Origin of the sequence: Mycolicibacterium duvalii (assembly GCF_010726645.1) — a bacterium.
GTDB classification, from domain to species: Bacteria; Actinomycetota; Actinomycetes; order Mycobacteriales; family Mycobacteriaceae; genus Mycobacterium; species Mycobacterium duvalii.
On sequence record NZ_AP022563.1, the window covers coordinates 2,002,678 to 2,014,905 of the forward strand.

Here is a 12,228-nt window from a genome sequence, read left to right on the forward strand (position 1 = left end):
TGCAGCCCAACGCATTATGTGCAGCCCCGATGGGCAAGTCGACAACAGGAGGACGACCGAATGACCACCTTCACCGAGGCGCCGATCTTCGATGCCGACCAGCACATGTACGAGACCGCCGAAGCCCTGACGAAGTTCCTGCCCGAGAAGTTCCAGAAGGCCGTCCAGTTCGTTCAGATCGGCAAGCGCACACGGATCGCGATCCTCAACAAGATCACCGAGTACATCCCCAACCCCACCTTCGAGCGTGTCGCCGCCCCCGGGTCGCAAGAGAAGTTCTACTCCGGCCAGAACACGGAAGGACAGACACTGCGCGAGATGCAGGGCCCCCCGATCGAAGCCCCCGAGGCTTCTCGTCGGCCCGATGCGCGCATCGCCGAACTGGATCGTCAAGGTGTGCAGGGAGCTTTGGTCTACCCCACCCTGGCCAACCTCGTGGAGCATTCGGCGGCCGAGGACCCCGAACTCGTCGTGGCGATGATCCACGCACTGAACCAGTGGATGCTGGAGACGTGGAACTACGTGTATGAGGACCGGTTGTTCATGACCCCGGTGATCACGTGCGCGCTCGTCGATGAGGCCCGACGCGAACTCGAATACCTCGTCGACAACGGCGCGAAAGTTGTGCTCATCAAGCCGGCCCCGGTCAAAGGCTTCAAAGGTTGGCGCTCACCGGCGTTGCCCGAATTCGACCCGTTCTGGAAAGACGTGCAGGACGCGAACATGCCGGTGGTGCTGCACGCCAGCCAACCGCCGCTCGACGAGTACATCAACCGGTGGGAACCCTCCGACACCAACAACTTCATGGAGATGAGTGCGTTCCGGTGGCTGGTACTCGGCCACCGTGAGATCTCCGACATGATCGGCAGCCTGATCTGCCATGGCACACTCACCCGGTTCCCGAAGTTGCGGATCGCCAGCGTCGAGAACGGCAGCTCGTGGATCCACCCGCTGTTTCACGACCTCGTCGACGTGCACACCAAGATGCCCCAGAATTTCGAGGAGCACCCGTTGGACGTGTTCCGGCGCAACATCTGGGTTAGTCCGTTCTGGGAGGGCTCGGTGGCCGACGTCGTCGAAACCGTCGGATGGGACAAGGTGATGTTCGGCTCGGACTATCCGCACCCCGAGGGATTGGCTGAGCCCAAACGCTTCTACAAGTATGCCGAGGGCATGGATCGACGCCGCGCGTACGACTTCATGGGCGACAACGCCCGCCGATTCATCGGACTGCCGATCAGCAACCCCGACCCGGAAGCGCAGCACGCACCGGCAGAAACTGCGGCCGCCACATAGCGCCATCGAACACCTGGGCAGCTCCGGTCGGCTCCGATCAGCACCTTGACGGGTGACAGTCGACTGTCATAATGGTGCGGGTTACCACCTCGGTGCCGTCGGATCTGCGCTCACCGCGTCGCCACCGGGCCGTCAAATCGGAAGGCTCATCATGCGATTCACCGTCTACCTGCCCAACACCATGCACGTCTCGGCGGTGACTCAACCGTGGGAGCATGCGCTCACCGGCACCGATATCGCCCAGGTTGCGCGCACCGCCGAAAAATTGGGGTACTCACAGGTCTTTCTTCCCGAGCACTTCCTGACGCCCACCGCACATGTCGAGCTGTCCGGTGATCACTACTTCGACGCCACCACCGCCCAGGCGTTCATCGCGGGCGCCACGTCCACGATTTCGGTCGGCTCGATGGTGACGATTCTGCCGTTGCACAATCCGGTGATCGCCGCCAAGTCCATTTCCACGCTGGACTGGCTTTCCGGTGGTCGGGCGCAGGTCACGGTCGGAGTTGGCTGGCTCAAGGACGAGTTCGACATGATCGGCGTCCCGTTCAACAAGCGGGGTCGCATCACCGACGAGTGCCTTGCCGCGATGTACGAGCTGTGGACCAGCGACAACCCCAGCTTCGACGGCGAATTCGTGAAATTCGACAATGTGGCCTTCGGGCCCAAGCCGATTCGCAAACCACGGCCGGTGATTTGGATGGGCGGAGACGCCGATGCGGTGTTACGCCGCGCGGCGCGTTTCGGTGACGGCTGGGCGCCTTGGCTCACGAAACCGGCGGAACTGCCGGCCAAAATGGACTATCTGCGGTCCCAGCCCGGTTTCGACGACCGGCCGTTCTCGTTGTTCTATAGCCTCGCGGTACTTTCCATCGGTCAGGAGCATGCGATCGTCGACGACGCAGGCGCGCAGTACGGGCAGAGCGCGCAGCAGGTGATCGACAACTGCGGCATGCTCGCCGATCTGGGCGTCACCGATACGTGGGTCAACCCGCCGCCGCTGAGTGATTTCAGCGCGTATCTGGACCACATGCATTGGGTGGCTGAGGAGATCATCCCCAAGGTCGGATGAGCGCTTGTGCGAAGACCCATCAACACCGGATGAGGTCTATCCCGGCTTGATGTTCAGCGGCACCGACTCCAGGGTCAATGTCCCGGTGGGCCAGTGCACGCACGGCTCCTTGTCGCCGGCCAGACTGTATTCGGGGATGCGCGCGTGCCATTCCTCGAGGATGAGCCGGAGTTCCAGGCGCGCGAGGTGCGAGCCCAGGCACCGGTGCGGCCCGCGCCCGAACGCGAAATGCACAGGCTTGCCGTCGATGTGGACCTCGTCGGGGTCGGGGTACCGCAGTGGATCGCGGTCGGCACCCCCATAGGACAGCATCACCGTGGTGTCCTTCGGGACGATCCTGCCCGCCACCTCGACATCTTCGGTCGTGACGCGCGGCGTGAACGGGACGGGCCCCTCGACGCGCAGCAGGTCTTCGACGAAGGCCGGGATGAGCGAGAAGTCGTTGGCGATCTGGCGGCGCAAGTCGGCATCGCCGGCCAGCTTCGCCAGTGCGAATCCGACCGCTGCGGTGACGGTGTCCAGGCCGGCCAGCACGAACAAGAAGCACAGCCCGAGGATCTCGTTGTCGGACATGCCGCCGTCTTCGCGGTTCTGTATCAGCTGGGTGAGCATGTCGCTGCCGGTCGCGCTGCTGCGCCGCTCGGCGATGTGTTCGGTCAGGTAGGTGAACAGTTCCAGAGCGAGGGCCATCACCTCCGGCGTCGGCTCGGCGCTACTCGGATCGGTGAACTCCAGAATCGAGTCCTTCCACTGCACCAGCCGGTCGCGGTCGGCCAGCGGAAGCCCGAACAGCGTCAGGAACACCTGGGAGGGAAACGGTACGGCCAGATCCGGGACGACGTCGCACTCACCCTTGGCCGCGATCGCGTCGATCAGCTCGGCCGCCTGCCTGCGTAGTTCCGGCTCGCGCTCGGCCATCTTTTTCGGGCTGAAGAACGGATCCAGTATGCGGCGAAATCGCGTGTGCTCCGGCGGATCGATTGCGATGGGGACCAGCGGGACAGGGCTGCCCAGCCGGTCGAAGGCCCGCGCCGACGAGAAGAGATCGGGTCTCTTGGCGGCGAACTCCACAGCCTCGGCGCTGGTCAGGACGATCTCTTCGCCGGAGCGGACCGCCTCCCCCGCCTCGCGCAGTTCCCGCCAGGCCCGCGTCCGGTTCTCCCTGAAAGGCAGGTCGTTGATGTTGGTGGTCGCAGTCACGCCGAGCTCGGTCATCGGGTGGCCATCCTCTCCGCATCGGCCGCAGTGTGCCTCGCCTCGGATAGACTGTGACAGTAGACTGCCACTTTCCCGGGTAAGTATCGTCCGCACGGCAGCGGGTGTCAACGATGCGGCGATACCTGCCGGCGTTGGTAGTGTCGGGAAACTTGAGACGCTCGAGGAGGTTGGCGGATGGCACGGGGTGACCGTTCACCGCGCGGCGAGCATGCCGACCGGGTGCGCAACGCATTGTTGGAAGCAGCGCTGGACCTGTTCAGCGCCAACGGTTATGACGAGACAACCACCGATCAGATTGCCGACAGCGCAGGTGTCTCCCCACGCACGTTCTTCCGGTATTTCCCGACCAAGGAGTCGGTGCTGTTTTTCGGCGAGTACGACTTCATCGATGCGGTGAGCGGGGTCTACCTCGCCCAACCCGAGGAACTGTCTGACTTCGAGGCGATGGCCAACTCGTTCGCGTTGCTGGCGCCCGGCCTCAAGCGCATCCGCAAGCGCATCGCGCAATACCACGAGGCCGTCGCGTCCTCACTCGTGCTGCTCGGCCGCGAACGCCGGAACCACGAGGCCAACGCCGAGACCGTGGCGAAGGTGATCGCCGAGCGGCGCCGGCTGCCCTCTCCGGACAGTGAGTGCCACCTGCTGGCTTCCATCGGGATGCTGCTCACCGAGCGCGCGGTCAATCAATGGCTGGCCGCTCCCGGACGCGCCCTTGACGACCTGATACGCCAGGAGTTCGCCGCGCTGCCTGCCGTGCTGAAGTAGCACGGGGCGGTTAGGGATCGTCGAAGCGCGTCCCGTCGGGGCAGGCCCGCGGAGTGTCCGGGCCGCAGTACTGCGTCCGCAGATAGCTCGGGTAGGTGTCGGTCGGACCGGCATACAGACCGGCCAGGTTCACCGGCAGGTCGTAGACGCCGATTGCGACCACATGCAGGAAGCCGGTGACCGCCAGAACCCGTAGCAGCGCCTTGACTTTCGTTCCGGCCCAGTGCAGCGTCTCGACGCCCGCCTCCACCCGGATCTGCCCCTTGCGGTTGCGAAAGAACATCAGCGCGCCACTGGAGCTGAGTACCAGGGACCACAGGACGGGGCCGTAGAACGGCAGTTGTACGGTCTGGCCGGCCCACAACGTGGCGCCGGGGACCGCCGCCGGGTACGCGACCAGACCGTGGTGCACCGCGAAGATCTCGAGCGGGAACTCGATCACATACACCGCCAGCCATCCGCAACAGAACGTGCGGACCGGACCCAGCGCAGGCCAGCGGTGCCGCGCCCGCCCCATGGCCCACCGAGCGAGCGTGCCCATGGCCAACGGCATCCAGATGTAGATCATGGCGATCATCAAGACCGGCTCGGCCATGAACCGACTACCGGGACTGAGCGAGCCGGGGACGTTCTCCATCCAGTTACCGAAATTGACCAGGCCCGCGTTGTAGAAGAGCACCGGCTGGAACCAGTTGATCAGCGGGTCATGCCACCAGGCGATCGCCGACCCGATGACGACAGCTGCCTCGACGCACAGCTGCCGCTCGCGCAGACTCTTGCGCACGACGTAGACGATCGCGATGAGAGCCATGATCGGACAGGCGATTTGGAACACGGTGATCGCCAGCCGCGTCCCGCCGGGAATCGGATCGGGTCCCGGGTCCACCGGCACCGCATTTCCCGACACGATCCAGGACAGGTAGACATAGGCGGCGACCGCCGTGCACACGGCGCCCACACTCGACCAGAACAGCACGGGCCGAATCGTTTTGATCGCCGGGCGTTCCGCCGGCGGCCCGGCATGGCCGACCTCGTCGGGACTCTTGAGATCCGTCACTGCTTGCGCCTCCTTTGGCGACCTTCCACCAAAGATGGCAGTTCACTGCCACAGTGTCAACGCCCGATCGAGGCGTGCTAGACCTGCACGGCCTCCCAGCCGCCGCCCTCAGCAGAGCGGTGCGCGGCATCGATCACCGCGAGCGAGAGCAATCCGTCCTCGAAAGTCGGCGCCGAGCTGGGTGCACCGTCGAATGCCGGCAGCCAGTCCTCCAACATGAGTGCCATAGCGCGGCTGGCATGCCCGGCCAGACCGGTGGGCAGCTTCTCCGGATGGTCCGGCTCGCGTTCCATGATCGCCAACGGGCTCAGACCGGTATCCGAGGTCGCGCCCGCCGAGTATTCGATGGACCGCAGGTCGCCGTCCCCGATGATGGTGCCGTTGGAGCCGAACAGCTCCAGCCGGTAGTGATCTGCGTGTGCGCCCATCACCGAGATGCTCAGCACCACGGTCACCCCGGATTCCATCCGCATCAACAGCGCCGCGGTGTCGTCGGCGGTGACCTGCAATGTCGCGCCGTCGGGCAGTTCGCGCACCGGCTCAGTGGTGCGCACCTCGGCGCACACCGACAGCGGTCGGCCGAGCAGGTTGCACAGGAAGTCCAGGTCGTGGACCAGCATCCCGGCGAGGTAGCCCCCGCCCTGGTCTCGGTCGTACATCCAGGCTGCCTGCAGCGGGTGACTGGGATGCCAGTAGGACGCGCTGCGACTGACCCTGGCCAGGTATTGGTTGCCCAGGAAGCCCGACCGCACCTTGTCGGCGACGGCCAACCAGTCGGGATTCCACCGGTTCTCAAAACAGCAGGCGGTGGGCAGGTTGGCTTCGGCGGCGGCGCGGACCATCTCGCGTCCGGCCTCGAGGTCGCCCGCGAGTGGCTTCTCGCACAGCACCGGCTTGCCGGCCGCCAGTGCGGCCACCGTCATATCACGATGCAGGACGGTTGGTGTCGCGACCGAGATGACGTCGAGGTCGTCGCGGGTGACGAACGACTGCCAGTCGGTGGACGTCTCCTCGATACCCAATTTGGCAGCTACGCGTTCCAGTCGGTCGGGCGTGCGCGCGCAGAGCGCGACGGGTTCGAAGCCCTTCGCCGCCCGGAAGCCCGGTACCTGCACATGCGCACCCCAGCCCACGCCGATGATGCCGACCCTCAGTGTCATATCTCTCCTCACGTCGTTCCGCGCAGTGTGACAGCCTGATGCCGTTCTACACAGTGTGACTGCGATGTTAGATCGATAGACAACCAAACGAAAAGGTCCCGTCCAGTCGCACCGCCGCCCAACTGCCAGAAGCGCTGGGATCCAAATGAACTCGCTGTCACATGAACTCCGATGTGGCGGGCGCCCGCAGCACCGGTCCATGGCGCGGTGGCTAAGCTGCTCCGGTGGGCAAAGCCGAACTCCTGGACCGGTTGCGCCTCCCCTTGATGGCCGCCCCGATGTCGATCGCCTCCACACCCGAGCTGGTTGCGGCATGTTGCCGGGCCGGAGTGGTCGGTTGCTTTCCCACCCACAATGCCTGGAAGGACTCCAGCCTGGATCAGTGGCTGGAGCGGATCGATGCCTCGCTGGCGGATCACGCTGACATCACCGGTTCGGCGGCGGCTCCGTTCGCGGTCAACATCAACGTGTCGCGCGCGAAGCCCGCTGAACTGCTGGCTCGAGAGCTCGAGCTCTGTCGGCTCCATGACGTCCAGATCGTGACGACCAATGTCGGTGACCCCTCAGAAGTCGCTGCCCGCGTGCATGATTGGGGCGGCATGGTGATCCACGACGCGGTGTCGGTCGCTCAGGCCGAGCGGGCGGTCGCGGCCGGTGTCGATGGGCTGATGCTGGTGTGCGCCGGCGCCGGAGGGCTGGGCGGTGACCTCTCACCCATGGCCTTCGTGCCCCGTGTGCGCGGCTTCTTCGACGGGCTCATCCAGTTGGCCGGCGGGGTATGCACGGGCGGCGGCATCCGGGCCGCGTTGGCACTCGGCGCCGACATGGCCTGCATGGGGACGCTTTTCATTGCCACCGAGGAATCCGGCGTGCACGACGACCACAAGCGCATGCTCGTCGAGGCGGATCTTGCCGACGTCGTCTGGACAGACGCCATCTGCGGCATCTCGGGCAGCTTCCTTCGGGCCTCCCTACTGGAGCACGGGTTGGACCCCGACAATCTCCCGCCCCTGGATTTCGCGCGCCGCCCCACCATTCCCCGCCACATCAAGCCGTGGCGGATGATCTTCAGCGGGGGGCACAGCACCGCCGGGATCGCGGCCGTACCGTCGGTCGCTGACCTGGTCGCAGAACTGGAGCGGCAGTTCCTGGGCTGAGGCAGTCCGGCTGGGACGAGCGAGTTGGTCCAATGTCGGGTGCCACTCGCGGGCCCGGCGTGCCCCCTAGATCTCGTTCCGCGCGCCGGCGGTGCCCCGTCGCCGATGTGATGCCACCGTCTTTGCTAGCGCCCCGGCGTCACAAAGTTACGGCGTCCGTCCGAGCACCGACTAACCGCTGTTGTCCAATGCCAGCGGACCCGCCTGCATGACCTTGCCCAGCAAACCCAGATCGACGCCCACCTCAGCAGCGGCCTCGTGGCAGGCCGCGACATCCTTACGCAGGAAAGGCCCAGCCATCTCGGTGAATCGGTCGATCCCCCCAATGCGGTGGACGTGCGAGGCGGCACCGCTGCGGCCGCTGCAGACCTCAAGCGTGGACAACAACGCGTCCGGATCGACATTCAACTTGTCGCCCAGTTGTGTTGCCGAAGCGACGAGCTGAGCGTTGGCGGCAAACAGCAGATTGTTGATCAGCTTGATGGCCAGCGCGCTGCCCAGTTCGCCGGTCGGCACCACCGGATCGGCGTAGGCGGCCAGGATGGGTGTCACCCTCTCGACAGCGTCGGCCTGACCACCGACCAGCACGGTCAGAGTGCCCGCGGCGATGTTCTCCGCGGTGCCGCTGACCGGGGCGTCCAGGATCAGCGGCGCCGACGACGAGCTGTCCCGCAATGCTTCGAGGGTGGCCACGGTTCCGGTGGTGTGAGAGACAAATACCGACCCGGCCTTGGCGTTGGCGATGAAACCGTCGGGGCCCAAGCCGGTTTCGCGCAATTGTGCGTCGGAGAACAGGCACGAGAGCAGAATGTCGCTCTGCGAGGCCAATTCGGCTATCGATCCGACCGAGGTTGCGCCACTGGCAGTGAGACGGTCCCGCACCTCGGCCCGTCGGCTGTACACCAGCACATAGTGGCCGGCACCGAGCAATCTGAGAACCATGGGCTCTCCGAGCTGGCCTGCCCCGATGAATCCGACTGTACTGCTCACTACGCTCTCCTAAACCTGGCTCTCCTAAACCTGTACAGCTGGACCGCAAGACCGATCGCGCCGAAGTTCGACAGTCTCAGAGGGAATCCCGACGTCACGCCACATCCGGTCCCGTGTCCGCGGGACGGTCACCTCAATGCCATCTGAGGTTCAGCGAATCGACCCCGAACACCTGGCCGCCATGCTCGATGGCCTCTCCAGCCAGCTCATAGTCCGGAATGCGCTTGTGCCACTCCTCGAGGACCACCGCCATTTCCTGCCGGGCCAGGTGCGATCCGAGGCAACGGTGTGGACCACCGCCGAACGACAGGTGACGGGTGACGCCACGGTCGAGGTCTACCTCGCGGGCGTTGGGATAGGCCGACTCGTCGCGGCCGGCGAACGCCAACGAGAACGACGCCATATCGCCCGCCTTGACCGGGCAGCCGTGGAAGTCCATATCCTGAGTCGCTTTTCGGGCGGTCTGGACGATCGGGTAGGCCCGAAGTGTCTCCTCGACCGCCTTCGGGATGAGCTCGGGTTCGGCGACGATCCTGGCACGGTCGGACTGATGGGTGGCCAGGTGCAGCATCGCGTAGGACAACTGGTTGGACACCGTGTCGAGTCCGGCCATGAACAACAGCAGCAGGCAGTTGAGCAGCTCCAGGTCGTTGATCGGTTCGCCTTCGATCGTCCAGCCAATAGCCTTGCTGACGATGTCATCGGCGTCCGGGTCGCGGTTTGCGCGACGCTGTGCAATCAGCTCGGAGAAGTAGCCCATCACGTGCGTCATGCCCTCGAGCCGCGCGGCGTTGACTTCCTCGCCCACGCCGCGCTGATGCAGGATCATGTCCTCCCACGCCATGAACTTCTCGAGGTCCTCGACAGGCATCCCCATGATGGTCAGAAACACCGTCGACGGGAACACCCGCGAGATCCGTTCCACGAAATCGCACCCGCCGTCGCCGACGAGTTGCTCGACGAGATCCGCCGCCAGCTTCTGCTGCGCCTCGCGCAGTCCCTTCACCCGGCCCGGTGAGAAGTATTCCGCCAACACGTGGCGCCACTTGGCGTGCTCCGGCGGGTCGAGCATGATCGGAATCCACTTGTACGGCGGGTCCGGTTCCGTCGGCACGACGACGCTGCTCGACCACAGCTCGGGGTGCTGCAGCCCTTCGAGGATCACCGCATTCTCGGTGAACACCCAGTAGTCCGCGCCGGCCTCGGTGTTGCGGAAGACCGGGCGCACATTGTCCTGGCATTCGTCCAGCCGGCGGAAGTGCGTCAAGGCGGGAGAGTCCGGGATATTCATCTCGATGTTCAAGACGGGACACCCTGTGCTGGACTGGTTTTGGCTCATGGGATCCTTCCGAACCGGCCGCGACCTAGCGCAAACTCGATACTGGCTACGTCACGCCATGGTACGACAGTCTACTGCCATAATTGATCGAAACCGAGATTGCGGCGGCGCCACAGCTCATCGCACTAGGTTAACTATGTCAGAACGATCGCGCAATACCCTGTCCGTAGGACGTGCTGTTGGCAATCTCGATGGCGTGCTCATCGTTGTCGAACGGGTTGATCGAGTGGACGGGTCCGAAGACCTGGTTCTGCGCCAACTCCGAAGCCCGGTCGACATCAGCGAAGACCGTGAGGTGCAGGTAGAACCCGCCGACCAACTCCCTCCGATGCGCTCCCCGCCGGTGATCAGCCGCGCACCGCTGTCCTTGGCACGCTCGATCATCTCGGTGAGGCACTCCAGGGCCTGCCGGTTGACCACTGGTCCGGAGATGGTATCGGCCTCAAAGGGATTGGTCCCGACACCGCTGGCATTGTCGGGATCGGCGGCGGCGAACACGATATTGCCGGACTTGCCGCCGAGCTCCATGACCGCGGGCTTGATGAGATCCGCACAGGACCGCAGGATCTTGCGTGCCGTGTCGGGGCCGCCGGTGAAGCTGATCTTCTTCACCATCGAACGCTCGACAAGTGCCGCACCAGCCTCCGCGCCAGCCGGAACCACGTTGATCACACCATCAAGGATTCCGGCCTCGGCGGCCAGATCCGCAAACAGCAGCGACCTCGCTGCTGATCTTGCCGGCCCAGCCCGCGTAGTAGCGGATCCATTCCCCGGCAGTGGAACTCATCGCGGATGTCGTACCGACGGGAGTTCCGTTGTCCATCGCGGCGAGCCGACCGAACTCGTCCGCGTAGCTTTCGACCAGGTCCGCCAACCGCATCAGCATCCGACGGCGGTCGCCAGGCTTGGTCCGCCGCCAGTCCAGATAGGCCGAGTGGGCCACCTGCACCGCCTGGTCGACCTCGGCGGGCGCGGCGAGTGGGACATCGGCATCGGGACGGCCGGTGGTGGGGTCAATGTGCTGGTAGATACCGTCGGAGCCGGTGGAGAGACGTTGCGCACCGATACGCAACTGGACTGCCGGACGTTCGATTCCGAGTGTCGCACCGCTCATCAGATCTGCTCCCTATCGCACCGCGAAGCCGGCATCGAGCGGCCACGCGATCCGGTGATGAACTTCGCTTCATCGGAGACCAGGAAAGCCACCGCGTTCGCGATGTCCTCGGGCATCAGGATCTGGACGGGTAACGCGTTCTCCATGGCGCTCACCGCGGTATCCCCCGCTTCGAACAGTTTTGCCATGGTCTCATTCATCACCATGCCGGTCGCGACACCGGTGGGGTGAACGGTATTGACGCGAATCGAATACTGTGCCAACTCATTTGCCCACACCTGCATCAGGCCGACCAGTCCGCGCTTCGACGCGGTGTAGGCCTGACCGCCTGCCCGGTCGGTGCCGGTGCCCTTCAGACCGGCACTCGAGCTGGTCACGACGATGGATCCGCCACGGCCACCGTCGATCAGCGCGGGAGTGGCCGCCTGGACCGTGTTCCAGGCACCGATCAGGTTCACGTCGATGATGTCGCGGAAGGTCTGTCGCGCGTTGTCATCAGCGCTCAACCGGACCACACCGGCATTGGCGATCACGATGTCGAGGCAACCGAACTCCCCCACCCCTTCGGTGACAGCCTGTTCCACCGCGTCGGCGTCACGTACGTCGGCCTGTCGGGCGATGATGCGCCGGCCCTGATCCTCGACCAGTTTCACCGTCTCTTGAAGATCATCGGGGGTGGCTTGGGGATAGTCGATCGAGTCGATGTCGTGGCAGATGTCCAGCGCGATGATGTTCGCGCCGTCGGCGGCCAGTCTGACCGCGTGTGCACGACCCTGACCGCGGGCAGCGCCGGTGATGAAGGCGACCTTGCCCTCGAGATTTCCCATTGGTGCTGACTCCTCGTAGTTAATGGGTTGCGCTGCCGGTGTGAATTCGAGCCTGCCGCAGTCCTTCTTGCGGATCGTCGATGTCGATGTCCCAATTGCCGCAGGAGCAGGTGCACCGGTAGTGACCGTTGACCGGCAGAATGGCCTGGCCGTCGCAGTCTCCGCCGGTGTTGGCGATGCTGGTCAGGAATTCCAGCGGCTTTTCGTGCAGGGCGCTGTCATCGGACATGGAT

12 protein-coding genes and 1 pseudogene are annotated in these 12,228 nt (G+C 64.7%); 4 read left to right on the forward strand and 9 right to left on the reverse strand.

Annotated elements, in window-relative coordinates; translation table 11 throughout:
- Positions 1–60: 60 nt before the first annotated feature.
- On the forward strand, positions 61–1,296 hold the full coding sequence (locus tag G6N31_RS09245; protein ID WP_098004705.1) for an amidohydrolase family protein: 1,236 nt from the start codon (positions 61–63) through the stop codon (positions 1,294–1,296).
- 151 nt (positions 1,297–1,447) lie between these two features.
- Positions 1,448–2,368, forward strand: coding sequence for a TIGR03619 family F420-dependent LLM class oxidoreductase (locus tag G6N31_RS09250; RefSeq protein WP_098004704.1), 921 nt, complete (start codon positions 1,448–1,450; stop codon positions 2,366–2,368).
- A gap of 36 nt (positions 2,369–2,404) precedes the next feature.
- Here the strand turns inward: G6N31_RS09250 and G6N31_RS09255 are convergent, their stop codons facing one another.
- Positions 2,405–3,583: a cytochrome P450 gene (locus tag G6N31_RS09255; RefSeq protein WP_098004703.1), complete on the reverse strand. Its 1,179-nt coding sequence runs from the start codon at positions 3,581–3,583 to the stop codon at positions 2,405–2,407.
- A gap of 177 nt (positions 3,584–3,760) precedes the next feature.
- On the opposite strand from G6N31_RS09255, the gene G6N31_RS09260 reads away from it, so the two are divergent.
- On the forward strand, positions 3,761–4,351 hold the full coding sequence (locus G6N31_RS09260; RefSeq protein ID WP_098004702.1) for a TetR family transcriptional regulator: 591 nt from the start codon (positions 3,761–3,763) through the stop codon (positions 4,349–4,351).
- Between the two features lie 10 nt (positions 4,352–4,361).
- Here G6N31_RS09260 and G6N31_RS09265 read toward each other — a convergent pair whose 3' ends face one another.
- Both G6N31_RS09265 and G6N31_RS09270 read right to left on the reverse strand, forming a co-directional pair.
- Positions 4,362–5,408: a spirocyclase AveC family protein gene (locus tag G6N31_RS09265; RefSeq protein WP_163722114.1), complete on the reverse strand. Its 1,047-nt coding sequence runs from the start codon at positions 5,406–5,408 to the stop codon at positions 4,362–4,364.
- Between the two features lie 77 nt (positions 5,409–5,485).
- The gene (locus G6N31_RS09270) at positions 5,486–6,568 is read right to left on the reverse strand and encodes a Gfo/Idh/MocA family protein (protein WP_098004701.1); all 1,083 of its coding nucleotides are present in this window, start codon (positions 6,566–6,568) and stop codon (positions 5,486–5,488) included.
- Positions 6,569–6,792: 224 nt separating this feature from the next.
- Between G6N31_RS09270 and G6N31_RS09275 the strand changes: the two genes are divergently transcribed.
- On the forward strand, positions 6,793–7,725 hold the full coding sequence (locus tag G6N31_RS09275) for an NAD(P)H-dependent flavin oxidoreductase (RefSeq protein WP_179964284.1): 933 nt from the start codon (positions 6,793–6,795) through the stop codon (positions 7,723–7,725).
- A 171-nt stretch (positions 7,726–7,896) separates the two neighbouring features.
- Here G6N31_RS09275 and G6N31_RS09280 read toward each other — a convergent pair whose 3' ends face one another.
- The 6 genes and pseudogenes from G6N31_RS09280 to G6N31_RS09300 form a co-directional block, all read right to left on the reverse strand.
- Entirely contained in the window at positions 7,897–8,715 is an 819-nt protein-coding gene (locus G6N31_RS09280) for an NAD(P)-dependent oxidoreductase (protein ID WP_098004700.1), read from the reverse strand.
- Positions 8,716–8,848: 133 nt separating this feature from the next.
- On the reverse strand, positions 8,849–10,006 hold the full coding sequence (locus tag G6N31_RS09285; RefSeq protein ID WP_098004745.1) for a cytochrome P450: 1,158 nt from the start codon (positions 10,004–10,006) through the stop codon (positions 8,849–8,851).
- A gap of 165 nt (positions 10,007–10,171) precedes the next feature.
- On the reverse strand, positions 10,172–10,726 hold the full coding sequence (locus G6N31_RS27765; RefSeq protein ID WP_234815410.1) for an aldehyde dehydrogenase family protein: 555 nt from the start codon (positions 10,724–10,726) through the stop codon (positions 10,172–10,174).
- Between the two features lie 4 nt (positions 10,727–10,730).
- Positions 10,731–11,168, reverse strand: coding sequence for an aldehyde dehydrogenase family protein (locus tag G6N31_RS27385; RefSeq protein WP_234815409.1), 438 nt, complete (start codon positions 11,166–11,168; stop codon positions 10,731–10,733).
- Between the two features lie 12 nt (positions 11,169–11,180).
- Positions 11,181–11,995 (reverse strand): annotated as a pseudogene (locus G6N31_RS09295) (mycofactocin-coupled SDR family oxidoreductase).
- A 19-nt stretch (positions 11,996–12,014) separates the two neighbouring features.
- Positions 12,015–12,224: a hypothetical protein gene (locus G6N31_RS09300; RefSeq protein ID WP_098004698.1), complete on the reverse strand. Its 210-nt coding sequence runs from the start codon at positions 12,222–12,224 to the stop codon at positions 12,015–12,017.
- Between the last annotated feature and the right edge of the window lie 4 nt (positions 12,225–12,228).